Origin of the sequence: Nocardioides sp. NPDC057767 (assembly GCF_042798275.1) — a bacterium.
Classification (GTDB): Bacteria; Actinomycetota; Actinomycetes; order Propionibacteriales; family Nocardioidaceae; genus Nocardioides.
Window position 1 is genome coordinate 1 of sequence record NZ_JBHVKJ010000019.1, and the last position, 22,162, is coordinate 22,162.

Annotated in this window: 22 protein-coding genes; 8 read left to right on the top strand and 14 right to left on the bottom strand. The window is 67.7% G+C overall.

The window, feature by feature from the left end; translation table 11 throughout:
- Positions 1 to 22 precede the first annotated feature (22 nt).
- Together ACFVDI_RS11685 and putP are read right to left on the bottom strand one after the other, a co-directional pair.
- Complete coding sequence (locus ACFVDI_RS11685; RefSeq protein WP_378904634.1) at positions 23 to 226, bottom strand: cold-shock protein; 204 nt, start codon at positions 224 to 226, stop codon at positions 23 to 25.
- A 218-nt stretch (positions 227 to 444) separates the two neighbouring features.
- Positions 445 to 1,953, bottom strand: coding sequence for a sodium/proline symporter PutP (gene putP, locus ACFVDI_RS11690; protein ID WP_378904637.1), 1,509 nt, complete (start codon positions 1,951 to 1,953; stop codon positions 445 to 447).
- Between the two features lie 173 nt (positions 1,954 to 2,126).
- Between putP and ACFVDI_RS11695 the strand changes: the two genes are divergently transcribed.
- From ACFVDI_RS11695 to ACFVDI_RS11720, 6 genes are all read left to right on the top strand, one after another.
- Positions 2,127 to 2,579: a hypothetical protein gene (locus ACFVDI_RS11695; protein ID WP_328531283.1), complete on the top strand. Its 453-nt coding sequence runs from the start codon at positions 2,127 to 2,129 to the stop codon at positions 2,577 to 2,579.
- A 105-nt stretch (positions 2,580 to 2,684) separates the two neighbouring features.
- Complete coding sequence (gene acsA, locus ACFVDI_RS11700) at positions 2,685 to 4,433, top strand: acetate--CoA ligase (protein ID WP_378904641.1); 1,749 nt, start codon at positions 2,685 to 2,687, stop codon at positions 4,431 to 4,433.
- The gene (pdhA, locus tag ACFVDI_RS11705; RefSeq protein ID WP_378904644.1) at positions 4,430 to 5,452 is read left to right on the top strand and encodes a pyruvate dehydrogenase (acetyl-transferring) E1 component subunit alpha; all 1,023 of its coding nucleotides are present in this window, start codon (positions 4,430 to 4,432) and stop codon (positions 5,450 to 5,452) included. Before acsA ends, pdhA begins: the two co-directional genes overlap by 4 nt.
- Positions 5,449 to 6,438 carry an alpha-ketoacid dehydrogenase subunit beta gene (locus ACFVDI_RS11710; protein ID WP_378904647.1) on the top strand — a complete coding sequence of 330 codons (990 nt, stop codon included), beginning with the start codon at positions 5,449 to 5,451 and terminating at the stop codon, positions 6,436 to 6,438. The genes pdhA and ACFVDI_RS11710 overlap by 4 nt, the downstream gene beginning before the upstream one ends.
- Before the next feature lie 3 nt (positions 6,439 to 6,441).
- Positions 6,442 to 7,725 carry a dihydrolipoamide acetyltransferase family protein gene (locus tag ACFVDI_RS11715; protein WP_378904650.1) on the top strand — a complete coding sequence of 428 codons (1,284 nt, stop codon included), beginning with the start codon at positions 6,442 to 6,444 and terminating at the stop codon, positions 7,723 to 7,725.
- Positions 7,722 to 8,012, top strand: a complete 291-nt coding sequence (locus ACFVDI_RS11720; protein ID WP_378904653.1) for an acyl carrier protein — start codon at positions 7,722 to 7,724, stop codon at positions 8,010 to 8,012. The genes ACFVDI_RS11715 and ACFVDI_RS11720 overlap by 4 nt, the downstream gene beginning before the upstream one ends.
- A gap of 31 nt (positions 8,013 to 8,043) precedes the next feature.
- Here the strand turns inward: ACFVDI_RS11720 and ACFVDI_RS11725 are convergent, their stop codons facing one another.
- Both ACFVDI_RS11725 and ACFVDI_RS11730 read right to left on the bottom strand, forming a co-directional pair.
- Positions 8,044 to 8,994 carry an ATP-binding protein gene (locus ACFVDI_RS11725; RefSeq protein ID WP_378904656.1) on the bottom strand — a complete coding sequence of 317 codons (951 nt, stop codon included), beginning with the start codon at positions 8,992 to 8,994 and terminating at the stop codon, positions 8,044 to 8,046.
- A gap of 53 nt (positions 8,995 to 9,047) precedes the next feature.
- The gene (locus ACFVDI_RS11730; protein WP_378904659.1) at positions 9,048 to 9,596 is read right to left on the bottom strand and encodes a CGNR zinc finger domain-containing protein; all 549 of its coding nucleotides are present in this window, start codon (positions 9,594 to 9,596) and stop codon (positions 9,048 to 9,050) included.
- 26 nt (positions 9,597 to 9,622) lie between these two features.
- Here ACFVDI_RS11730 and ACFVDI_RS11735 point away from each other — a divergent pair, with 26 nt between their 5' ends.
- Entirely contained in the window at positions 9,623 to 9,817 is a 195-nt protein-coding gene (locus ACFVDI_RS11735; protein WP_378904662.1) for a hypothetical protein, read from the top strand.
- A 97-nt stretch (positions 9,818 to 9,914) separates the two neighbouring features.
- Here the strand turns inward: ACFVDI_RS11735 and ACFVDI_RS11740 are convergent, their stop codons facing one another.
- The 8 genes from ACFVDI_RS11740 to ACFVDI_RS11775 all read right to left on the bottom strand — a co-directional run bounded on the left by ACFVDI_RS11740 (position 9,915) and on the right by ACFVDI_RS11775 (position 19,239).
- The gene (locus ACFVDI_RS11740) at positions 9,915 to 10,508 is read right to left on the bottom strand and encodes a hypothetical protein (RefSeq protein WP_378904665.1); all 594 of its coding nucleotides are present in this window, start codon (positions 10,506 to 10,508) and stop codon (positions 9,915 to 9,917) included.
- Between the two features lie 414 nt (positions 10,509 to 10,922).
- Entirely contained in the window at positions 10,923 to 11,819 is an 897-nt protein-coding gene (locus ACFVDI_RS11745; RefSeq protein WP_378904668.1) for a BTAD domain-containing putative transcriptional regulator, read from the bottom strand.
- A gap of 125 nt (positions 11,820 to 11,944) precedes the next feature.
- Positions 11,945 to 14,140 carry a non-ribosomal peptide synthetase gene (locus ACFVDI_RS11750; RefSeq protein WP_378904671.1) on the bottom strand — a complete coding sequence of 732 codons (2,196 nt, stop codon included), beginning with the start codon at positions 14,138 to 14,140 and terminating at the stop codon, positions 11,945 to 11,947.
- Positions 14,137 to 14,790 carry an anthranilate synthase component II gene (locus tag ACFVDI_RS11755; RefSeq protein WP_378904674.1) on the bottom strand — a complete coding sequence of 218 codons (654 nt, stop codon included), beginning with the start codon at positions 14,788 to 14,790 and terminating at the stop codon, positions 14,137 to 14,139. Before ACFVDI_RS11755 ends, ACFVDI_RS11750 begins: the two co-directional genes overlap by 4 nt.
- The gene (locus tag ACFVDI_RS11760; protein WP_378904677.1) at positions 14,787 to 16,085 is read right to left on the bottom strand and encodes a chorismate-binding protein; all 1,299 of its coding nucleotides are present in this window, start codon (positions 16,083 to 16,085) and stop codon (positions 14,787 to 14,789) included. The genes ACFVDI_RS11755 and ACFVDI_RS11760 overlap by 4 nt, the downstream gene beginning before the upstream one ends.
- On the bottom strand, positions 16,082 to 17,272 hold the full coding sequence (locus ACFVDI_RS11765; RefSeq protein WP_378904680.1) for a phenylacetate--CoA ligase family protein: 1,191 nt from the start codon (positions 17,270 to 17,272) through the stop codon (positions 16,082 to 16,084). Before ACFVDI_RS11765 ends, ACFVDI_RS11760 begins: the two co-directional genes overlap by 4 nt.
- A gap of 228 nt (positions 17,273 to 17,500) precedes the next feature.
- Entirely contained in the window at positions 17,501 to 18,211 is a 711-nt protein-coding gene (locus tag ACFVDI_RS11770; RefSeq protein ID WP_378904683.1) for an alpha/beta fold hydrolase, read from the bottom strand.
- Positions 18,208 to 19,239 carry an alpha/beta fold hydrolase gene (locus ACFVDI_RS11775; protein ID WP_378904686.1) on the bottom strand — a complete coding sequence of 344 codons (1,032 nt, stop codon included), beginning with the start codon at positions 19,237 to 19,239 and terminating at the stop codon, positions 18,208 to 18,210. The genes ACFVDI_RS11770 and ACFVDI_RS11775 overlap by 4 nt, the downstream gene beginning before the upstream one ends.
- Before the next feature lie 102 nt (positions 19,240 to 19,341).
- Here ACFVDI_RS11775 and ACFVDI_RS11780 point away from each other — a divergent pair, with 102 nt between their 5' ends.
- Positions 19,342 to 19,782, top strand: coding sequence for a MarR family winged helix-turn-helix transcriptional regulator (locus ACFVDI_RS11780; protein WP_378904689.1), 441 nt, complete (start codon positions 19,342 to 19,344; stop codon positions 19,780 to 19,782).
- 60 nt (positions 19,783 to 19,842) lie between these two features.
- Here ACFVDI_RS11780 and ACFVDI_RS11785 read toward each other — a convergent pair whose 3' ends face one another.
- Together ACFVDI_RS11785 and ACFVDI_RS11790 are read right to left on the bottom strand one after the other, a co-directional pair.
- A complete protein-coding gene (locus tag ACFVDI_RS11785; RefSeq protein WP_378904888.1) occupies positions 19,843 to 20,622 on the bottom strand; it encodes a thioesterase II family protein in 780 nt (259 codons plus the stop codon).
- Positions 20,600 to 22,051 (bottom strand): MFS transporter, encoded by a 1,452-nt coding sequence (locus ACFVDI_RS11790; protein ID WP_378904692.1) that lies wholly within the window; start codon positions 22,049 to 22,051, stop codon positions 20,600 to 20,602. Before ACFVDI_RS11790 ends, ACFVDI_RS11785 begins: the two co-directional genes overlap by 23 nt.
- Positions 22,052 to 22,162: the final 111 nt, after the last annotated feature.

Genomic DNA, 22,162 nt, shown 5'->3' on the forward strand with positions numbered 1-22,162 from the left:
GGTCGGGGCCCTTCGTTGAAAATCAGGCGACGCGGACGTTCTCGGCCTGCGGGCCCTTGGGGCCGGCGGTGACGTCGAACTCGACCTTCTGGTTCTCGTCGAGCGACTTGAAGCCGTTGGTCTGGATGGCGGAGAAGTGGACGAACACGTCCTCGCCGCCGCCGTCCTGCGCGATGAAGCCGAAGCCCTTGTCAGCGTTGAACCACTTGACGGTGCCCTGAGCCATGATCTTTTCCTTTGTTCGGTGCCAGGGGCACTGTGCCCCGAGCCGCTGAAGACATCCATCTGTGCTGATGTCCAGCGAACCGAAAACCAGGATCAAGAGATACAAGCCGCGACATCGTGTGCGGCCAGGACGACTTGCAGAGCCGTCCCTTCAACATCCGACACGGTACGCCATCGGGCCCGGGATCGCGGTTTCCACGCGATCCCGGGCCCGTCGGGTCAGACCCGCGCCGCCTCCTCGCGCGAACCGTCGGCGTCGAGCAGGCGGATCGCCTCGTCGAACTCGGCCTCGATGTCCGGGTTCTCCTTGTAGGTGGCCAGGCTCACCGCCACGGTGACGATCGTGTTGAGCACGAAGCCCGGCACGATCTCGTACATCTGCGAGCTGAGCGCCTCGATGTTGCCCCACACCACGACCGTCACGGCACCGACGACCAGACCGGCGAGTGCGCCGGGCGCGGTGAGCTTCCGCCACCACAGCGCCAGCAGGATGATCGGGCCGAAGGAGGCGCCGAAGCCTGCCCAGGCGTAGGCGACCAGGTCGAGCACGGTGCCGGTCCTCGGCCAGGCCAGTCCGGCCGCCACGAGGGCGATCGCAAGCACGGCGAGCCGGCCGAACAGGACCAGCTGGCGGTCGGAGGCGTCGTTCTTGAAGACGGCCTTGTAGAGGTCCTCGACCAGCGCCGAGGAGGTGACCAGGAGCTGCGAGGAGATCGTGCTCATGATCGCGGCGAGCACGGCGGCGAGCATGATGCCCGCGACCAGCGGGTGGAAGAGGATCTGGCCCAGGACGATGAAGACGGCCTCGGGGTCCTTCAGCGTCGCGTCGGGGTTCTGCTGGAAGTAGGCGATGCCCACGAGCGCGGTGCCGACCGCGCCGAAGAGGCTCAGCAGCATCCAGCCGATGCCGATGCGCCGCGCGGAGGCGGCCTCTCCGGCCGTACGCAGGGCCATGAACCGGACGATGATGTGCGGCTGGCCGAAGTAGCCCAGACCCCACGCCGCTGCGGAGATGACACCGAGCGCGGTCGCCCCTTCGAGCATGCTCAGCCGCGACGGGTCGACGGCGCGGATGCTGTCGAGCGTCTCGGCTGGCCCGCCGGTCATGAAGACCCCGACGACCGGCACCAGGATCAGCGCGAGCAGCATGATCGCGCCCTGCACGAAGTCGGTGTAGGAGACCGCGAGGAAGCCACCGAAGAGCGTGTACGCCACCACGACCGCGGCCACCACCAGCATGCCGGTGTGGTAGTCGGTGTTGAAGGAGCTCTCGAAGAAGACGCCGCCGGCGACCATGCCCGAGGACACGTAGAAGGTGAAGAACACCAGGATGACGGCGCCGGAGGCCATCCGCAACAGCCGCGAGCTGTCCTTGAGCCGGTTCTCCAGGAAGCTCGGCACGGTGATCGAGTCGCCCGAGACCTCGGTGTAGGTCCGCAGCCGCGGCGCCACGACCTTCCAGTTGAGCCAGGCGCCGACGGTCAGACCGACGGCGATCCAGCCCTCCATCAGCCCGGTCGCGTAGATCGCACCGGGCAGGCCCATGAGCAGCCACCCGGACATGTCCGAGGCACCCGCGCTCAACGCACTCACCATCGGGCCGAGGTCACGGCCGCCGAGCATGTAGTCGTCGAGGTTCGAGGTGCGCCGGTAGGCCCAGGCGCCGATGCCGAGCATGGCGACCAGGTAGGCCACGAGCGCAAGCATTTGGTAGGTCAGGTCTGACATCAAAACTCCATAATCGGGGGAAACGCCGCCGCAGAACCTAACCCGTAGACCTCGTTTGACTGTGATCGACGCCGCACGGCCGCGCTGGACCACGTCTGAGGTTGCTTGGCATCGGCGTGACGATCTCGACGTACGCACCCGCGGCGGGCTCAGATGCCCTACGGTCTTCCGCTGTGAGTACCACTGTCATCGTGGCCGCGACGAGTCTCCTCGCCACCCTTCTCGGTGCCGGGCTCGGCGCGTACTGGCAGCACCGGAACAACCGCAACCTGCAGCTGCTGGACGCCAGGATCCGCGTGTACGGCGAGTGCGCGGCGAGCCTGTACGAGTTCGAGCGCGTCACCTACAGCCGCGTCAAGGCCAGGCTCGACGATCTCCCCCACGCTGAGCGGGAAGCCCTGCGACAGGAGGCCTACCGCAACAACTCGGCCGCGCGCGCAGCCATCGGTCAGCTGAGCGTCCTCAGCGCCGGCAGCGCGGTCCCCAAGCGGTTCGGGCGCATCCGCGAGGACATCGGCGACCTCAACGACGCCACAGACCGCGAGGACCTCAAGGAGCGGCACGACAAGATCTACGTCGACCTCGACCGGGTCCTCGAGCAGGCCCGCACCGACCTCACCCGCTAGCTCGACGGTGACCAAAGCCCCTCGCCGGGTCCACCTTGGACCCTGCCGACCCGACTCTCCCGCGGGCGAGATTCGTAGGGACAGCGGGTCGCGAGGAGGATCGGCATGCAGGCAGTCATCGAGGGAGAGTCTCGGACCTTCAGCGACTACGAGGAGGCGTACCGCGCCTTCACCTGGGAGTCGGTGCGCGCGGGCCTCCCGGACCTGCCCGGCGGCCGCGGGCTGAACATCGCCCACGTCGCCGTCGACCGGCACCTGGCCGAGGGCCGCGGCGGCACCGTCGCGATCAGATGCGTGGCCGAGGACGGCACGGTCGAGGACCTGACCTACGCCGACCTGGCCGCCCGCACGAGCCGGTTCGCCAACGTCCTGGCCGAGCTCGGTGTGAAGAAGGGCGACCGAGTGATGAGCCTGCTCGGGCGGCAGCCGGAGCAGTACGTGGTCGCGCTCGGCACCCTCAAGCACACTGCGGTCTTCTCGCCGCTGTTCTCCTCGTTCGGACCCGAGCCGATCCGGGACCGGCTCTCGCTCGGCGACGCCCGCGTCCTGGTCACCACCCCGTCCCTCTACCGCCGCAAGGTGGCGCCGATCCGCGCCGAGCTGCCGGGACTCGAGCACGTCCTGGTCGTCGGCGACACCGCCGCCGAGGGCACGATCGCACTCGATCCGGCGATGGACGCGACGTCGCCGGACTACACGATCCCGCAGACCGACCCCGGCGACATGGCTCTCCTCCACTTCACCAGCGGCACGACCGGCAAGCCCAAGGGCGCCGTGCACGTGCACGAGGCCGCCGTGGCGCACCACGCCACCTCCGCCTTCGCGCTCGACCTGCGCCACGGCGACGTGTTCTGGTGCACGGCCGATCCTGGTTGGGTCACCGGCACCTCGTACGGCATCATCGCGCCGCTCACCCACGGCGCCACCCTGATCAGCTACGCCGGTGAGTTCGCCGCCGAGGCGTGGTATCGCCTGCTCGAACAGCAGCGGGTCGACGTCTGGTACACGGCACCGACCGCGCTGCGCATGCTCGTCAAGTACGGCACCGACCTCCCCCGGCAGCACGATCTCTCCGCACTCCGGCACATCGCCAGCGTCGGCGAGGCGCTCAACCCCGAGGTCGTGGTCTGGGGCCGCGAGGCGTACGGCCTCACCGTGCACGACAACTGGTGGCAGACCGAGACCGGCGCGATCATGATCAGCAACTACCGGGGCACGGAGGTACGCCCCGGCTCGATGGGCCGCCCGATGCCGGGCATCCGGGCCGCGGTGCTGGCCCGCGGCGAAGACGGCCGAGCCGCGATCGTCGACGGCTCCGCCCGCGAGGCAGGCACCGACGAGGTCGGTGAGATCGCCCTGCGGCCGGGGTGGCCCTCGATGTTCCGCGGCTACCTGAACGACCAGGAGCGCTACGACTCGTGCTTCGCCGGCGGCTGGTACCTCAGCGGCGACCTGGCGCGCGTCGACGCCGACGGCTACTTCTGGTTCGTCGGCCGGGCCGACGACGTGATCAAGTCCGCCGGCCATCTGATCGGGCCGTTCGAGGTCGAGACCGCGCTGATGGAGCATCCAGCCGTGCTCGAGTCCGGCGTCATCGGCAAGCCGGACGCGGTGGCGGGTGAGGTCGTCAAGGCGTTCGTCACGCTCAAACCCGGGTTCGAGCCCTCCGACGACCTCGAGCTGGAGCTGCTCGCCTTCGGCCGGCGGCGGCTCGGCGGTCTCGCGCCGAAGGAGATCGCGTTCGACCCGCACCTGCCGCACACCAGCAGCGGCAAGGTGATGCGCAGGCTGCTGAAGGCACGTGAGCTGGGTCTGCCCGAGGGTGACCTGTCCACCTTGGAGCGGCCGTCATGACCGCCCGCCGTCGGCCTGCTCAGACCAAGGCCGCACAGACTCCGGGTGGCGCGGTCGCCAAGCATCGGGCCGAGCTGCTGCGTACGATGCTGGTCATCCGCCGCTTCGAGGAGCGGTGCGCGGAGCTCTACAGCGCCGCCGAGATCCGCGGCTTCCTGCATCTCTACGTCGGCGAGGAGGCGATCGCCACCGGCGTCGTCTCGGCGCTGTCCGGCGACGACGCGATCGTCTCGACGTACCGAGAGCACGGCCACGCGCTGGCCCGCGGCGTCCCGATGGACGCCGTCATGGCGGAGCTCTTCGGCAGGCAGACCGGCTGCAGCCGTGGCCGAGGCGGGTCGATGCACCTGTTTCACCGGCCGACCTCGTTCGTCGGAGGCAACGCGATCGTCGGCGGCGGGATCCCGTTGGCCGTCGGTCTGGCGCTGGCCGACAAGCTGCAGGGACGCGATCGGGTGACGGTGTGCTTCTTCGGCGAGGGCGCCGCGGCGGAGGGCGAGTTCCACGAGGCGCTCAACCTCGCCAGCCTGTGGCAGCTGCCGGTGCTCTTCTGCTGCGAGAACAACCGCTACGCGATGGGCACCGCGATCGCGAAGGAGCACGGCCGGACCGATCTCGCGCTCCGTGCCTCGTCCTACGGCCTCGTCGCGGCCCCCGTCGACGGCATGGACGTCCTCGCCGTCGAGAGCGCGGCGCGACGGGCGGTCGACTGCATCCGGTCCGGCGGCGGTCCACACTTCCTCGAGCTGGCGACCTACCGCTTCCGGGCGCACTCCATGTACGACCCGGACCGCTACCGCGACAAGACCGAGATCGCGGGCTGGAAGGGACGCGACCCGATCGACGCGCTCGAGACGGTGATGCGGGCCGACGGCCAGCTCACCGACCAGGCACTGAGCGCGATGGAGGCCGAGATCGCCGCCGAGATCGACCTGGCGGTCGCCGCCGCCGAGGAGGGCCCGCTGGAGCCGGTCGAGGAACTGACCCGATTCGTGTGCTCGGACCAGGAGGCGTCATGACCACGGCGACCGCGTTGGAGACCACCTATCGCGACATGCTCCGAGAAGCGCTGCGCGAGGCGCTCCGCGAGGACGACCGGGTGTTCCTGATGGGCGAGGACGTCGGTGACTACGGGGGCTGCTTCGCGGTGAGCCTCGGTCTGCTCGAGGAGTTCGGTCCTGAGCGGATCCGGGACACCCCGCTCTCCGAGTCGGCCTTCGTGGGCGCCGGGATCGGAGCGGCGATCGGCGGGATGCGACCGATCGTCGAGGTGATGACCGTCAACTTCAGCCTGCTCGCGCTCGACCAGATCATGAACACGGCGGCGTCGCTGCTCTACATGTCCGGTGGGCAGTACAACGTGCCCCTGGTGATCCGGATGACCACCGGCGCCGGACGGCAGCTGGCTGCGCAGCACTCGCACAGCCTCGAAGGCTGGTACGCCCACATCCCGGGCATCCGGGTGCTCACCCCGGCCACGCTCGAGGATGCCCGCGGGATGCTCGCCCCAGCGCTCGCGCACCCCGACCCGGTGCTGATCTTCGAGCACGGCTCGCTGTACACGTCGAAGGGGACGATCGCCGCCGATGCCGGTCCCGTCGACATCGACCACGCAGCCATCCGACGGTCTGGCACCGACCTGACGTTGATCACCTACGGCGGCACGCTGCAGAAGACGCTCGAGGCGGCCGAGACCCTGGCCGTGGACGGGATCTCCGCCGAGGTCGTCGACCTGCGCACCCTGCGCCCGCTCGACGACGCGACGATCATCGACTCGGTGCGGCGTACGCATCGGGCCGTCGTCGTGGACGAGGGCTGGCGCAGCGGCAGCATCTCCGCCGAGATCGGCACTCGCATCATGGAGCAGGCCTTCTACGATCTCGACGCCCCGGTGGAGCGGGTCTGCACCGCCGAGGTGCCGCTCCCCTACGCCAAGCACCTGGAGGACGCCGCCCTCCCGCAACCCGAGGACATCGTCGCCGCCGCCCGCAAGGTGGTGGGGTGAACCATGGCCGACTTCACCATGCCCTCGCTGGGAGCCGACATGGACGAGGGCACGCTGCAGGAGTGGCTGGTCAAACCCGGTGACGCCGTCCACAAGGGCGACATCGTCGCCGTGGTGGACACCGCCAAGGCCGACATCGAGGTGGAGTCCTTCGTCGAAGGCGTCGTCCAGCAGCTGCTCGTCGAACCAGGGACCACCGTCCCTGTCGGACAGGTCCTCGCGGTCCTCGGGAACGGAGTCGCCGCAGCACCGTCCGGCGAGGAACCGGTGGCGCCGACTGTGCCGGTCGAAGCACCGCCTGTCGCACCGGCCCACGCCCCGAAGAGAGCCCCGAAGAGAGCGCCGAAGAAGGGCGCGGAGGAAGCCGAGGCGGACGTCTCGGTGGCTGCCGAGGTGGCTGCCGCGGTGGCTGCCGAGCGCCCCGAATCGGTCCGCGTGACTCCTCTCGCCCGACGACTGGCCGCCGAGCTGGGCGTCGACCTCCGAACCGTGACGACGACGGACGACGCGCCGATCCGCGCCAAGGACGTACGCGCCGCCGCGGCGGCCCCGCCCGCCGCCGTCGCCGCGGCCCCGCCGGCGCCGGTTGCCGAGGAGGCCCGCCCGGCGCAACAGCCGCCCAAGACGGACGCGATGCGCACCGTGATCGCCAACCTGATGAGCCGCTCGAAGCGCGAGGTACCGCACTACTACCTCTCGACCACGGTCGATCTGGCACCCGCGATGGCATGGCTGCACGAGCGCAACCGTGCCCTCGACGTCAGCCACCGGCTGGTGCCGGCGGCGCTGATGCTGAAGGCGACCGCGCTGGCCGCGCAGGCGACGCCGGCGCTGAACGGCTTCTGGGTCGACGGCGGCTTCACCCCCGGCGGTGCCGTGCACCTGGGCATCGCGATCTCGCTGCGTGGCGGTGGACTCGTCGCTCCCGCGCTGCACGACGCGGCCGACCTCTCCGTCGAGGAGCTGATGGCAGGGATGCGGGACCTGGTGACCCGAGCCCGCGCGGGCCACCTTCGTGGCAGCGAGCTCAGCGACTCGACCATCACGGTCACCAACCTGGGCGAGCAGGGTGTGGAGGCGGTGCACGGGGTCATCTACCCGCCGCAGGTGGCGCTGGTGGGCTTCGGCCGCGTCGTCGAACGCCCCTGGGCGGTGGACGGCCTCATCGGCGTACGTCCTGTCACCACTCTCACTCTCGCGGGCGACCACCGCGCCACCGACGGTTTCACCGGCGCCCGTTTCCTCACCGACATCGAGCAACGACTCCAGCATCCGGAGGACCTATGACCCGCGACGCCACCACCATGTCTCCCGCCGCCGCCCGGGCGGCGATCACCGCGGCGATCAGGCGGATCGTGCCCGACGCCGACTTCGACGCCCTGCCCGACGATGCTCAGCTCCGCGCCGAGCTGGAGCTCGACTCGCTCGACTTCCTCTCCTTCGTCGAGCTGCTCAGCGGCTCGACCGGCATCCGGATCGACGAGTCCGACTACCCCGACCTCGGGACCATGGGCCGCGCCATCGCGTTCCTGACGACTCGTGCCGCCGGCAGCGGGGGCCGTGGGGAAAAGTAGCGAGCCGCCGACCTCGATCAGCCCGCCTCCGTCACCCGAGACCACCTCTCGCCCGCACCCATTCGTCGTACGGCACCGGGTCGGCGTCCTCCTCGGCCTGTCCCACGATGCTGTCGGTGAACCACGTCCGAAGCGACACCATCTCCGGCGTGGAGCGCAGGGTGAGCAGGTGGTGGGTCTCGCCGATCTCGTCGGCCAGGTTGTCCGCGGCGAGCAGCTCACGGAGCAGAGGCGCCATCTCGCGGGGAAGGGTCATCTCGATGTCGACGTACTCCAGCCCCGACGCGGCTGCTTCCAGGGCGATCCGACGACCCATGTGACGTGCGAAGGCCGGCCGGGTCACCAGCCGCTCGATGAGCTGGCCGAGCTCGCGTGGCGGGGTCGGGCCGTCGTCGGAGTCGATGAGCTGGAGCTCACGGACCAGGTCGTCGAGCCGCTGGTCGATCTGGAGCCCGAGATACACCGGGCACCGGGGCAACCGCACGGTGACCCAGTCCGTCGGCAGCGCGACCGGCTCCGGCATCGGCTGCTCGCCGTACTCCACCAGCGGCGGACGTACGTCGTGCTCGACGCCGTCGCCGACGAGGTCTGCCCAGATGCGCCGGCCGTCGGCACGCTCCTCGATGCCCCACGACTTCGCCAGCACCGACACGATCGCCAGCCCACGCCCCGTGGTTCCTTGGCTCGCGACAGGAGGCGGGGCGACGGCCGGGAGCGGGATCAGCGCGCCGTCATCCTCGACGCTGAGGCGTACGCCGGGCTCGAGGTCACTCATCCGGACCTGCATGTAGGGGCTGCCACTGTGCAGGGCGGAGTTCGCCGCCATCTCGGTGACGCACAGGGCGGCGTCGTCGACGAGATGCGGGCGGCCCCACCCCCTGAGCCCGTCGGTGACGAACCTGCGCGCGCCGGGAACGCTGGCGGCCTCGGCGGCGAGACGCACCCGCAGCTCCGGTCGGCCTCTGTCGGGCACAGAGATCATGAGGCCAGTCTGCCTCGTGTCTCCCCCAGCCGTCACCGATCTCGGCAGCCCGATCAGCTGGCGGTGGCGGAGCGCCGGGCCCGATGCCGGCGTACCGCGGCGCGGTTGGCGCAGCGGACCGAGCAGTAGCGCTGCCGTCCGTTGCGGGTGACGTCCACGACCACCGCGGCGCACGGGTCCCCCTCGATCTGCCCCGCGGCGCACCTGCTCAGGCGGTGGATGCCGCGAGTGGTCAGGTGCAGCGCCGTGCCCACGCTGATCACCGCTCGCAGCACGTCGGGCAGAGAATCGTTGGTGTCGTCACGGAAGTGGAGGTGCCACCCCTCCTGGTCGTGATCGGTCAACCTCGGGTACGCCGTCGCCTGCGCCATCAGCTCGTTGAGCAGCCGCGCCCGATCCGCCGGCTCCTGCGCATCGACGACACGAAGCCACTCGTCGATCACCTCCCGCGTACGCCGGTGGTCGTCCGGCGACTCACCGAAGTCCATCGTCATCCCGAACTCCCGGGTCCGGGCCTCGATCCCGGCCCGGTCCTCGGGCCAGTCGTCGGCGAGCGAGGCGGCCATCAGCACGGCGTACTCGCCGTAAGGGTTGAGATGCATAAGACCATTACAGCAAAGTGGTGACCATGACCGACAGCGCAATCGAACAGTCCCGGGACGTGGACGCCCTCCACGAGCACGGCTGGCTCACCGAGTCCAGCCACCAGACGTCGGAGGGTCGAGTCCTCTACGTGCGCTGCGGGGAATGCGGCGTACGTCGCGTCGACCTCCAGCCTCACCCGCTCGTACCGCCGTGGTCGCTGAGCCGAGAGCAGGGGTGACGGGCACCGGGGAGGATCCGCGGCGACCGGTCGCTCCGATGCCGGCCGGAGCGATGCCGACGATCACCAGCGCAGGCAGAAGCCGACCTCCTGCCGACTACAGGAGCCCGGCCGCCTTCAACAAGACCGGCGCGATCACCAGCACCCCGCCAAGCACGACGGGCGCGCCCAGTACACCCAGGATCACCACCCAGACGCTCAGGCCGACCCGGCGGGCGTATGAGATGGCAAGGATGCCGAACCCGATCGCGGCCACCAGGAATCCGACGACGTAAGCAAGGGACCGCGCGTCCAGATCGTCTGCGTCGCCGGCGATCCCGGCGAGGATCACAACCGCCTGGCCGATGCTACCGAGGACGTACACCGTCACCGTGGCGAAGGCGCCCCACAGCACGAGCCCTGTGGTGCGCGGCGCCACCGGCCGGGGCCGGATCGCCAGGAGAGCCACCACGACGCCGAGGACCTTGAGAACGACCACCAACCAGTTCATGACCGACAGCGCGTCAGCCTCCTCAGCGTATTCTCCGGTCGCGAACCGGTCGGTGAGCTCGAACCAGACGCTGATCGCTGCGAACCCGGCACACCACAGGGCGACGACCAGTCCGACGGCAACGACGAATCGGCTGGGCGGGGACGATACGCGATGAGCCGGAGTCACGGACTCACCCGTCGTTGTGGGCTTGGTTGTCATGAGCACTCCGAGTTCAGTTGATGGAAGGGTTGGATACCTCCGGCTGACGAGCTCGCACTCGAATGGGCACGTCGCCGACGTGGCATCCGTCGAGCCAATGGTGTGACGAGCCAGCAACTCCGCTTGTGAGGTGCCCGGCGAGGTCGATCGGCTGACGTCACCTCCGGTCGAAGCGGGCAGAACGCGAAAAGGACCCGGAAAGAAGCCCGTGAGAGTGGGTACTCCCGCATCTCACGGGATCCTCAGGATCGCCTACACCCACCTCATGGACACCGAGTGCGCACGCTCACCATCGACGGCTTTCTCGCGCCAGCGGTGGCACCCATACGCCGAGGCCGTCCGCGGACCTCATCTGGATCCCTCGCCAGACCGACCATGATCATGACGAGGTCGCGAAACGGAACCTCAGGTCAGTCAACCCGCCAACGGCTCTCCCCCCGACGCCCGGCGGCGCTGGGCGAGGCGTTCTCCCAGCCGAAACTGGCGGTCCCAGTTGGGACTGTACTCAACCCCACACAGGGCCAGGACTCGCACCAAGGACTCGCGTGTCTCATCGCTCGGTTCTACCCCTAGGCCATTGCGCAGGCGGTCCTCGCACTCGCTGTACCAGCGCAACGCCATTCCCAGCTCGCTGCAGTTGCCGTGCATCTCCATCATGAGGCGGTACATTTCCTCGTTGTAGGGATCCAATGAGACGACTCGCTTGCATAGATCGATCGCCGCCAGCTCTCTGCCCTCGGACACCGCGATCACGATCAGGCCGTTGAGGACCTTGACGTACAGCGACTCGGCCCACATGCGCTCCTCGCGGGCCCACTCTGACTCGTCGTCGGGCAGAAACGGCCCATGATAGAGAGCTGCGGCTTGAGCGTAGGTGGCCTTGGCCAGGTCCACATCTCCGGCTTCAGCAGCTGCCGCTGCGGACTGCGCGAGCGTCGAGAAGTCCGTGATGTCGACACAAACATCCTCCGTGACCAACTCGTACCCGAAATCCACGTATCGCACCTCGGCCACCGAGGCGCCCGCCTGCTTCTCGCACTCACGAAGCACCCTGCGCAACGCATGAACGGCGACCTTCAATGATGCGTTGCCTCCCCCGTTGCTTCCCTCCGGCCACAGGACATCGACCAGCTGACTCTTCGGGATCACTCGCCCTCGTCGCATCGCGAGGTACTGAAAGAGCTTTCGTGTCTTCCCAGCTCGCAAGCCTGCTGCAGGCACCCCCTGGACGCGCACTTCAGATGTGCCCAGCATCTTGACTTCCAACCTTCGATCTGTCATCTGCTCCCCTGAGACGTCCGGCTCGATCATGGCCCCGAGAACGCCACCGGTGAAAAGTGTTGCCACTGTGGCTACACACTGCCACCCTGCACTACGCATGGGCATCGCGTAACTGTTTTACGCGAGAACGTTTAGCGCTCTCAGGTTTACCTTCGTCACGACGCTGCGGCCAAGCGACGTGGCGTTGGCCGGTCGACCAACGTCAGGAAGTCCATTTCGACACCACAGTCGGACTCGGCACGCTCGATCAACATGGCGGCCTGCAGGGACCCACCACCGAGCTCGAAGAAGTCGTCGTCAGCACCGACCGACGCCAGGCCCAGGACATCGGCGAAGATCCCGCAGAACTGCTTCTCCCGCTCGCCCTCCGGAGCCGAGAACGGTGCGCTGAGCTCGGGACGATCGAGCGGTTGCTGGCTCAACGTCAAGCGGTCGATCTTTCCGTTCCGACCTGTCGGTACTGCTCCGACAACGTACCTTCGAGGCACGGATGGCGCCGGGAGCCGGTGTTCCAAGAATGTCCGCACGACGTCGACATCGATCTCGCTGTCACCATCGATATAGGCCACCAGAACGCGGGATCCGTTGCTCGGCTCATGAGCGACGACCGCGGCGGTCGCGATCACGTCCAGCGATAAGAGCTCGTGCTCGATCTCCGCCGGCAGAACCCTGACACCGTCGATCTTGACCTCATCGTCAATGCGACCAACAACCTCCACCACGCCGTCAGCACCGAAACGGGCCAGGTCTCCGCTGCGATACAGCACCGGGAAAGGGTCAGAGTCGATCGGATTCGCAACGAACTTCGTCGCAGCTCGGGCCTCGTCGTTCAAGTAGCCCCTGGACAGGCTTCTCCCTGAGACGCACAGCTCACCGATCACGCGGCGAGGAACCGGGTTCAGGTCAGAGTCCAGCACATACATGTTCACATTTCGCACCGGCCGCCCGATCGGAACCGCAGACAGCCGTTCACGTGGGACGTCGTGCATGAGGCGGGTGGCGTCGCACAGTGACACGACGTTGGCCTCGGTGGACCCGTACACGTTGAGCACCTGGTACGTGCACGACAACGTGGGCCACACGCCCAGGCGTTCACCCGCCACTCGCAACGAGCGGAAGGACTCCGGTACGCCCGAGTCGAGCTTGATCATCTGCTCGGCGAAGGCCGTTGGCATCTGCGCGTGCGAGATGGCCTGATCCTCGATCCACTTCCAGGCCGTTCGCGGATCGCTGCCCAAGCTGTCGGGGGCAACGACCACGGTTGCTCCGGTCCACAGGCTGGGGAACAGGTCCACCTGGACCAAGCCCACGCCAGGAGGGCAGAACCACGATGCCCGTGAGTCCGGAGCCAATCCCGACGCCGCGGCGATCGCCACTGCGGTGTTGGCCATCGGCCCGTGCCTCAGTTCCACCGCCTTCGGTGTCCCTGTCGAACCGGACGTGAATGCGATGTGACTGGTGGCATCGGGGTCCAACGGGGGCGACACCTTGATTTCGACGTTCAGGTCGATCGTCGAGTCGCCGATGTCCATGTCAACGTCGATGAATCTCAAACCAGCCGCCGCGGCGCTGTGTCGCACCGAGTCAGTACTGCTGCTTCCCACCACGGCCACGGCCCCCGACTGGCGTAGCTGCTCCTCAACCCGCGTCGGCGGGAGGACTGGATCAATCAGCACCACCGGGCAGTCGGCCAAGAACGCAGCCAACTGGGCCACCGCGCTCCGCGTACCCCTCCCCAGCCCAACCGCCACAGGCTCGCGCGGCCGTGCGTGGCCGGCGATGAGTCGAGCGTTCGCGACTGCCAGCCTCGCGAGCTCGTCATAGTTGGTCGAACACTCGCCTTCCTCGATGGCGCATTTCGTCGGGCTCATCAGTGCGTGTCGCAGCACTGCCGTCCACACGCCGGACTCGGGGCCTGGTTCAACGGGCCCCATCCCGACAGCCAGCTCGTCTCGGGCGATGGCACCGGCCTGCTCCGCGGCCCCTTCCTCTCCCAGCAGCTGAGCCACTAGAGCGGCGAAGCCACGCACCTCCTCTGCCCCAGCCATCGGACCACGACCGGTGAACGTGACGAGATCCCCCGTGCGCTCGACCGACATCGCCGCTGCCGGCGATCGGACCACTCCGTCGGTGACCAGTTCGACGTCCACTTGGACGCCGGACACGGCACTCCTGGGCTGCTCCCGATATCCGTCGTCGTGAACGCAGGTCCAGGATCCCTCGGCATCGTCGATCTCGACCACACCGTCGGGCCGATAGCGAGTCGCGACTCTGGTGAGGACCTCGCGCGCACCGCGGGCGCCGGCCCCGTCCCATACCGCGGCGCGGAATGTCGTCTGGTAGGTGTTCATGTTCGCACGTCCGTTTCCGTGACTCGAAGTGTCGAAAAGCTGCTCGTGAAGCCAGGGCGGGCCGATGCCGCGACGGAGTCGAGAAAGTTGCTCACGATCCGGTGACCGTCGTGGCTGCCATGGCTCTCGGGATGGAACTGGACACCAACGGCAGACGCGCCGACCTCGAGACCCATCACCACGCCGTCATCGGCGGCGTTGGCCACCACCCGAAGGCTCGGGCCGGCGGTTGCGGGATCAACCGCCAGCGAGTGGTAGCGGGCGACTCTTGCCTCGGCCGGCAAACCGGCGAAAATCCCCGACCCATCATGAATCACACGCGAGATGTGGCCATGCCTCGGCCGGTCGAGCTGCTCGATGGAGGCTCCGGCCAGCAGACCGAGGACCTGGTGCCCCAAGCACACCCCCAACACAGGCTTGGTCTCCATCGTCGCCAACGCCACTGGCACGTGGCACGACTGAGCTGGATGTCCAGGTCCGGGCCCAAGGACCACAGCGTCGGTACGCGGGTCGGTGGCCTCTCGCACGGCCGACTCGACACCGACCTTGTCCGGCCGGACCACCGCCACCTCCACTCCGGCTCGCCTGGCGACGTAGTCGGCAAGCACGTGCACGAAGCTGTCTCTGGCGTCGACCACGAGGACCTTCATGAGCACCTCGTGACCGCTTGCCGGCTGCCGGAGAGTTTGGTCTGCACTTCCTCCCACTCCTTCACCAAGGACGAGTCCCACAGCACCCCGCCGGCGGCTCTGATGCGGTAGCCCCGCGGCAGTACCTCGACCATTCGGATGCAGATGGCCGAGTCGAATCGACCGTCGGAGTAGGCGTAGCCGACCACCCCTGCGTACGCACCGCGGGCTTCGGGTTCCAGGGCGGAGATGATCTCCATCGCCCGGAGCCGCGGCGTGCCCGTCATCGTTCCGGCGGGGAAGACCCTTCGGAGTGTTTCGAAGGGGCCACGGCTGCGGTCCAGCCGCCCTGCCACATGCGAGGCGAGATGAAACACGTTCCCGTACGCTTCCACCTCGAACTCGCTGCGCACCTCGACAGACCCGCCCACACACGTGTTCGCAATGTCGTCGCGACACAGGTCGAGCAGCATCAGGTGCTCGCCGAGCTCCTTCGCGTCCTCCTTGAACAGTGCCAGCGTCGCCGAATCCACCTCCTCAACGCCTGTACGGCGCACCGTGCCGGCCAACGGGTGGAGGTGCAGCTCCACCCCGTCGGACTTGGCGAAGCACTCCGGACTTGCACCCACCAACGTCCGCCCATCGCTCAACGGCCACATGAACGCGTACGGAACCTGCGAACTTCTCGTGAGCTCGTCGAACAAGGCCCGAGGGCACATCGAGCCCTGATCGCGGACGTTGTGGCTCAACACGACCTGGTAGGCATCGCCTTGGGCGATGTGTTCGGTCACCGCTTCGAAGGCAGCCCGGTAGGCAGCTGACGGGTCAGCGCCTGATCCGGGCGCCGTGGCCACCTCCTCGGACGCACGAGATGGCGCGTGTGGCCGGGCAGGGCCCTCGTCACTCAGGCTGACCTCGTGGACTGCTTCGGGAAGCACCAACTCCGCAAGCAGAGTGTCGTTCGTGACCCCAGGTGGGTACGGGATCGAGTCATCGGCATGCGTGGCCTCGAAGGCGAGGTGAAACAACACCGGGGTCTGCTCCGCGACCTCCCGGATCCCGGGCAGACCCAACGCCGCATCGAACAGCACCCACGGCTGTGTCTTGAACCGTTGGCCCAGGGACCACCAGCCGCGGGTCAGTAGATGCTCGGGATCGAACACCTCGAGCCTGTCCACGAACACAGACACACGAAGCCTCACCCCACGTGCAAGCAGGGTGGGCGCGCTCGAGGTCTGGTCGTGCAGCAACCACTCGTCGGACGGCGGCTCGCCCTCGCGCTGGGACGATACGGACCTCTCGTCTTGACGCGTCATTGCGCCGACCGTGAGTCGACGAGGCGCGCAGCCTTCCAGCTCGCCGTCGCGCCGGTCTTGGTACGCGGGCTCAACGAGTCCGCGAACTCCACCGCCACCGGCATCGCCAGCAGGTCGCCCAGTGCCCTGCCCACCTCCGGCGTGCGGTTCGCCGGGTCAGGAATCAGCAGCCGCAGTCGCGCCGCGGGCGACTGGTGAGAACCGTCGACGAGAACCTGGTATCCCAAACACCCCTGGAGGTCCTGCAACGCCAGGCGCTCGACATCATAGGCGGAGACGCGCTGCCCCTCACCCGTCAGTACCTGGTCGGCCACCCGCCCCAGCACCGTGAGCATCCGGCCCGGATAGCCGTCGTTCGGCGAAGTCCCCAGCGCGACCAGATCACCGGTTCTGAATCGGTTCATCGGGCGAAGCCCCGGAATCAGCGACGTCACCACCAGCTCGCCCACCTGGCCCGCGGCGGGGGCGCCGTCATGCGGATTCACCAGTTCGAAGTGGTAGTTCAGCTCGTTCAGTCGCAGTGTCCCGTCCGGCCACCCCGATGCGACGCACAGCGCCTCCTGGGATCCGTACATCGCCGGCGACACCCGTGTCCCGGGCCAGAACGACTCCGCATTCGACCGAAACTCCGGCGTGGACAGCTCGCCCAGCACCAAGAACCTCTTGATGGCGAAGTCCCGTGGGCTCAGTCCCGCGGCCGAAGCGACCTCGGCAAGCTCCAACACCATCGACGGCGCACACACCACATGGGTCACCTGGAGCTGACGCAGAATCCGCAACGCCTTCGACAAGCCCACGCGAGGAGAGTCCGGCCACAGTTTGACCTGTGGAACCCCGAGCGCGCGAGCCACCGCCCCGAAAACGTCGCCGAAGGCGTAGAGCTCACTGGGGCCCATGATCGCCACCACGGCTGGGCGCCCGTCCTCGGCCAGCATCGACGTCCATGCACGGATCAGCGTGCGATTGCTCGCCCACACCTCCAGCTCCCCGCGGGGGCACGGCGTGGGCGGACCGGTGGTGCCGGTCGTCTCGTAGTAGACCTCCGCCTCGGCGACCGATCCGGCCAGGATGTCCAGGCCGGCCTCGACCAGGTCTGCCTTCGTGGTGAACTCGTTGGTCCACCGATCGCCCAGCTGCTCGGCCCGCCGGGAGTAGAACACAGACTTGCGGGCGGCCAGGGCACGCACCTGCTCCAGTCGCTCAGCTCGCCAAGATTCCAGGATGGGCGAGCGCGGGTCTCCGTCCCAGCGATTCTCCACGCTCTCCCACGCGCGCTTGAGAGCCTCAGGCCCTCGGTCCTCAGTTGAAATCGCCACGCGGCCACCGTGTCGAAGGAGGGTTGCCCTGCGGTTTCCACCTGAGCACCCGGCCATACCGACGCTTAGCCCAGCATCACCCCGGTCCGGCTACCGAGACTAAGAACCAGACAGCTCCATGATGACGCGCGCCGTCTCCGTCGGATGAGTGATCATCGGCCAGTGTCCCGTGGCCAGCGTGCGACGGTCCCAGCCGAGCTGCTCGGTGGACAGGTCCTCGACCGGTGGGTTGGTGACCAGGCACTGCACATAGGCAACACGCGCCGCCTCGGCGCGCATCGGGTCCTTGATCGCCGCCTGCCTGTACGTAGCGATCGGCTGCCCAGTCAGCCGCGGTCGCATCCACGCGAAGTCAGCATCGCTGATGCCGTGCCCCGGATAGAGCTGGTCCAGCTGCTCTCGCGTGAACCAGGGGATCGCCCCATCTTGCGCCAGACCCGTCATGAACGTGGCCACGCCGGACCCCATGACCTCGAACCATGACTTGTTGGGTTTCGGCAGGATTGCGTCGATGAAGATCACCCGCCGGATACCGTGCGGCTGTCGTTCCAGTACGGCAGCGGCGACGTAGCCGGCGAAGGAGTGGGCGACCAGGGTCACCTCGGAAAGGCCGGACAGCACCTCGCAGACGTCCTCGACCCACGCGTCCAGGTCGACGGCTTCCGCTGGGGTGGCATCACCGCCCGTGGTGCGCAGCTGTGGCGTCACGGACTGAAACCCATGCTCTCTCAACAGTGGCGTGATGCGCTCCCACACCCAGGGCCCGAGTCCACTGCCACCGATGAGCACGATGGGGTTGTTGGCGTTCATGCGTTCACTCCTACGCGGTTGATGAAGTCGTCCAGATCCGTGATGAAGTCGGTGGCGGAGTCAAGGGAGGCGACGTGGCCGCCGCCGTCATGCGCGTACCAGGCGACGAGGTTGTTCTCGCGTGCGGAAACCTCACGCCCAGCGAAGTCCCCGCTGCCGAACACGCTCACCGCGGTCGGCACGCCTGCGGTGACGGCATCGACCTCGGCTGAATCCATGGAGTAGATCCGCATACTGCTTCCGGCACTGCCAGTCAGCCAGTACAGCGTGGCATTGGCCAGAATGAAGTCCGTTCCGAGCCCGAAACCGTCGCCGAGGTCCCCTTGCCACAGCTGGTATTTGTCGAGCTGCCAGACAAGCAGACCAACTGGAGAATCAGACAGCGCATAGGCCAGCGAGTCCGGGCGACGACTCTGCAGATGAAGGTATCCGCCGCTTCCCGCCAGGAACTCCCTCAGTCGGGTCCAGGCTGACTTGTCGCTCGCATCTTCAGCCATGAAGCCCTTCAGACCCGCGCTGACATGGACGCCGATGACCCGGTCAGGCGCGATCGCGCCGGCCGCGCGGGCCACCACGGATCCCCAATCCTGTCCATGGACGATGAACCGGTCGTGGCCCAATGCCGCCATCGCGTCGGCCAATAGCCGCGCCGAGTCGGCGACCGACCATGCACCCGGTGCTGCCTGGGACGTACCGAATCCCGGCAGCGATGCCAGCACAACCTCCGATGCCAGAGCTCGAAGTGGCTCGATCACCCGATGGAATGCGAGGAAGGAGGTCGGCCAGCCATGCAGGAGCAGGATCGGTACGTGACCGGACCCCGGGAATCTCGCCACGTGCACGCCCCGGCCGTCGATGTCGAGGATGTCGTGGTCACCGAGTCCCGGCTGCCGTGGTTGAGCGAGCCACCGTTCCCACTCAGAAACGAACCGTTCCACCGTCGATGCCGTGACACCGCGCGCCCGGCCATCGGCGGGCGGCAACACCGGCCATCGCGTCTCGCTCAGACGACGACCGAGTGCCTCCATACCTGGGCCCCCACCCGGAAGGGCCCCCACGAGAAGTTGGTAGCATGCTGTCACGTTGCCCACGCTAGAAAACTGACAGGAGCCTGTCAAAAGGAGAGCATCGTGACGGATGTCGATGTCGACGCAGCCCTACACGCCATTTTCCGGGCGAATCGGCTCTTACGTGACGCCAGTGAGCGCATCTCCACTACAACAGGCCAAACACACTCCCGTCGGATGGTCCTCCAAGCAGCCGGCGACCGCGCCACCGTGCCGGACATCGCCCGCAAGCTCGGGCTCCAGCGCCAGAGCGTCCAGCGTGTGGCCGACGAATTGGTCCGGGAGGGCCTGGCTCGCTACGAAGAGAATCCTCGCCACCGCCGGTCGCCGCTGCTCGTCACGACCGCAGAGGGCAAGACCACGCTCGCCACCATCCACACCGCTCACTGTGCCTGGGTGCAGGAGATCGAAGCCACAGCAGGCGAACTCGATTGGACCCGACTTCGAGGCGATCTCGACCGCATTGCACGGGTCGTGGACGGTCTCCACCAGGCGCAGGGGTAGATCGCGGCCAGGGTCAGCACCAGCAGGCTTCTCGTCAGATCCGTGCCGACCGTCCGCTGCCTACTCGAGTCGATGGGCCTGAGCTGACTCGGGGGTCCGGGCCGACCTGTCACGCGACGGGCCGCCGGCGGCGAGGCCGTCGAGATTGGCGCACAGATCGTTCAGGTGGCGGTCGGGGAAGAAGTGGTCGCCGCGGTATCCGGTCACTTCGAAGGGTCCGGTTGTGAGCTCGACCCACCGCTTGACTCCCTCGGGGTCGACGTCCGCGTCCTCGAGTCCGTAGCTGGCAGAGATCGGGCAGTTCACCGGCTCCGGGTCAGGCGCGTAGGTCTCGGCCAGAGCAAAGTCCGCGCGCAGGAGGGGCAGGAACATCGCCCGCAGCGAGGGCTCTGCAAACACCTCCGGCGGTGTTCCTCCCAATATGCTGATCGCTGCAGCAAAGCTCTCGTCGTCGAGCTCGTGCCTCACGAGAGCGGGTGGTTGAACCGGAGCTTCGGCCGCTGCGACCCCAAGCCCATCGACCTGGACGCCGCGACCCTGCAGTTCCTTCGTAGCAGCATGGGCGATGTAAGCACCCAGACTGTGGCCCTGCAGCAGGAGCCTTCCGCGAGCGGCGAGGGTTTCCAGTTCGTCGCACAACGGGCTGATCAGCTGTGAGATGCGCGAAGCAAGGGGTTCACCCAGGCGTCTTTCCCTGCCGGGAAGCACGACCGCCATCGCGCGGTGGGGACTGCTGAGCCTGCCCACGAAGCTGTACGCGCCGCGGCCGGCGGGCGGAAAGACCACCACCGTGGTTCCCGCCCGCCCGCCGGGTAACTCATGCAGGAACCTTGCCTGCATCCGCACGACTTCCCCTCAGAACCAGTGCCACGCTTACCGCCGCTACGGCGAGGATGACCGTGGACACCCACATGGCACTTCCGATGGTGCTTTCGTCGAAGGCACCCTTCGTGCCTGCCCCCAAGGCGATCGCCGTCAGTGAGGCCAGGCCGATCGCCTGGCCCAGCTGCCCGAGCGTGGTGACGATGCCCGATCCCAGCCCGGCGTCTTGCATGGTGAGGTTCGTCAGCGCGGCGGTCTGCGCGGCAGGGAAGGTCACGCCGCCGCCGAGACCGACGAGGATCATCCCCGGCAAGAGGCCTTCCCAGAAACCGTCGCCGAAGGGGCGCGAGGCCAGGAGCGCCATGCCGACAGCAGCCACGCCCAGACCCGTCACCATGACGCCGCGGGCGCCGACCGTCGGCATCCGCTTGATGGCCTGCTGGATGCCGACCATGAACACGAGGCAGTAGGGCACCCACGCAAGTCCGTTCTGCAAAGGCGAGTAGCCCAGCAGCGACTGCATGTACAGGACCAGCAGGAAGAACATGCCTGCAGTTGCGGCGTTGAGCAGGGCCAGACCCAGGTAGCCAGCTGCCCGGACGCCGTCCTGGAGGAAGCTTAATGGCAGCAGGGGCGTCGAGGACCGGCCCTGCAGGGTGACGAAGGCCGCCAGGAGCGCCAGCCCGATGAGCAACGGGGTCAGCGTGGTACCCGACATCAAGCCGTGCTCGGCGATCTGGAGGATGCCATGCACCAGTGACACGGTGCCTCCGGTGACCAGCAGGGCGCTCAGGGGCCCGTCGGAGATCTTGCCCTGCATCTTGGATTCGGCCACCAGCCCCACGATCAGTACGGCCGGGATGATCGCCAGGGGCACGTTGATCCAGAAGATCCACCGCCAGCTGATGAGGTCGACGAGGGCCCCGCCCAGGAGCACGCCGGCGACAGACCCCAGACCGGACAGTCCGCCCCAGATACCGAATGCCTTCTGGAGTTCCTTCGGGTCGGAGAACGTCAGGGCGATGATGCCCAGGGCCGCGGGCGCCGCGAGGGCCTCGGCGAGGCCCTGAAGCACTCTCGCGCCCAGCAGGACTTCGGCGGAGGTCGACGTTGCCGCGACGACGGAGGCCACTCCGAACATGAGGGCACCTGCGACGAACACCTTGCGTCGTCCGATGACATCCCCGAGTCGACCGCCCATCAGGAGGAGACCTCCCGCGGCCAGTAGGTATCCGTTGACGACCCAGGTGAGCATCGAGTTGGACATCTCGAGGTCGTCACGGATCGACGGAAGAGCCACGTTCACGATGGTCGCATCGAGGAAGATGATGAACTGAGCCGTGGCGAGCACCCACAAGATCGTCCATCGCTTCGGGTTCGTCGCACTCTCACTCCCCCACTCCGACTTCTGCGCATCCACCGTCGTGTCGTCGTTGGGCGAACTCACGTTGTCTCCTTTGTCGGCAGGCGTCTCGCCCGCGAAGTTGCGTACACGCCGACACCATCAGCCAGGCCAGTTACGTATCGGTTAGGGATCCCGCGGCCTCCAAAGCCAGAC

Excerpts from the sequence above, each read along its gene's own strand:
- ACFVDI_RS11715 (WP_378904650.1), top strand. The coding sequence starts at position 6,442 with ATGGCCGACTTCACCATGCCCTCGCTGGGAGCCGACATGGACGAGGGC.
- ACFVDI_RS11735 (WP_378904662.1), top strand. The coding sequence starts at position 9,623 with ATGACCGACAGCGCAATCGAACAGTCCCGGGACGTGGACGCCCTCCAC.
- ACFVDI_RS11775 (WP_378904686.1), bottom strand. The coding sequence starts at position 19,239 with ATGGAGGCACTCGGTCGTCGTCTGAGCGAGACGCGATGGCCGGTGTTG.
- ACFVDI_RS11725 (WP_378904656.1), bottom strand. The coding sequence starts at position 8,994 with ATGATCTCTGTGCCCGACAGAGGCCGACCGGAGCTGCGGGTGCGTCTC.
- ACFVDI_RS11685 (WP_378904634.1), bottom strand. The coding sequence starts at position 226 with ATGGCTCAGGGCACCGTCAAGTGGTTCAACGCTGACAAGGGCTTCGGC.
- ACFVDI_RS11785 (WP_378904888.1), bottom strand. The coding sequence starts at position 20,622 with ATGCAGGCAAGGTTCCTGCATGAGTTACCCGGCGGGCGGGCGGGAACC.
- ACFVDI_RS11760 (WP_378904677.1), bottom strand. The coding sequence starts at position 16,085 with ATGACGCGTCAAGACGAGAGGTCCGTATCGTCCCAGCGCGAGGGCGAG.
- ACFVDI_RS11740 (WP_378904665.1), bottom strand. The coding sequence starts at position 10,508 with ATGACAACCAAGCCCACAACGACGGGTGAGTCCGTGACTCCGGCTCAT.
- ACFVDI_RS11750 (WP_378904671.1), bottom strand. The coding sequence starts at position 14,140 with ATGAACACCTACCAGACGACATTCCGCGCCGCGGTATGGGACGGGGCC.
- ACFVDI_RS11710 (WP_378904647.1), top strand. The coding sequence starts at position 5,449 with ATGACCACGGCGACCGCGTTGGAGACCACCTATCGCGACATGCTCCGA.
- acsA (WP_378904641.1), top strand. The coding sequence starts at position 2,685 with ATGCAGGCAGTCATCGAGGGAGAGTCTCGGACCTTCAGCGACTACGAG.
- pdhA (WP_378904644.1), top strand. The coding sequence starts at position 4,430 with ATGACCGCCCGCCGTCGGCCTGCTCAGACCAAGGCCGCACAGACTCCG.
- ACFVDI_RS11745 (WP_378904668.1), bottom strand. The coding sequence starts at position 11,819 with ATGATCGAGCCGGACGTCTCAGGGGAGCAGATGACAGATCGAAGGTTG.
- putP (WP_378904637.1), bottom strand. The coding sequence starts at position 1,953 with ATGTCAGACCTGACCTACCAAATGCTTGCGCTCGTGGCCTACCTGGTC.
- ACFVDI_RS11730 (WP_378904659.1), bottom strand. The coding sequence starts at position 9,596 with ATGCATCTCAACCCTTACGGCGAGTACGCCGTGCTGATGGCCGCCTCG.
- ACFVDI_RS11720 (WP_378904653.1), top strand. The coding sequence starts at position 7,722 with ATGACCCGCGACGCCACCACCATGTCTCCCGCCGCCGCCCGGGCGGCG.
- ACFVDI_RS11770 (WP_378904683.1), bottom strand. The coding sequence starts at position 18,211 with ATGAACGCCAACAACCCCATCGTGCTCATCGGTGGCAGTGGACTCGGG.
- ACFVDI_RS11755 (WP_378904674.1), bottom strand. The coding sequence starts at position 14,790 with ATGAAGGTCCTCGTGGTCGACGCCAGAGACAGCTTCGTGCACGTGCTT.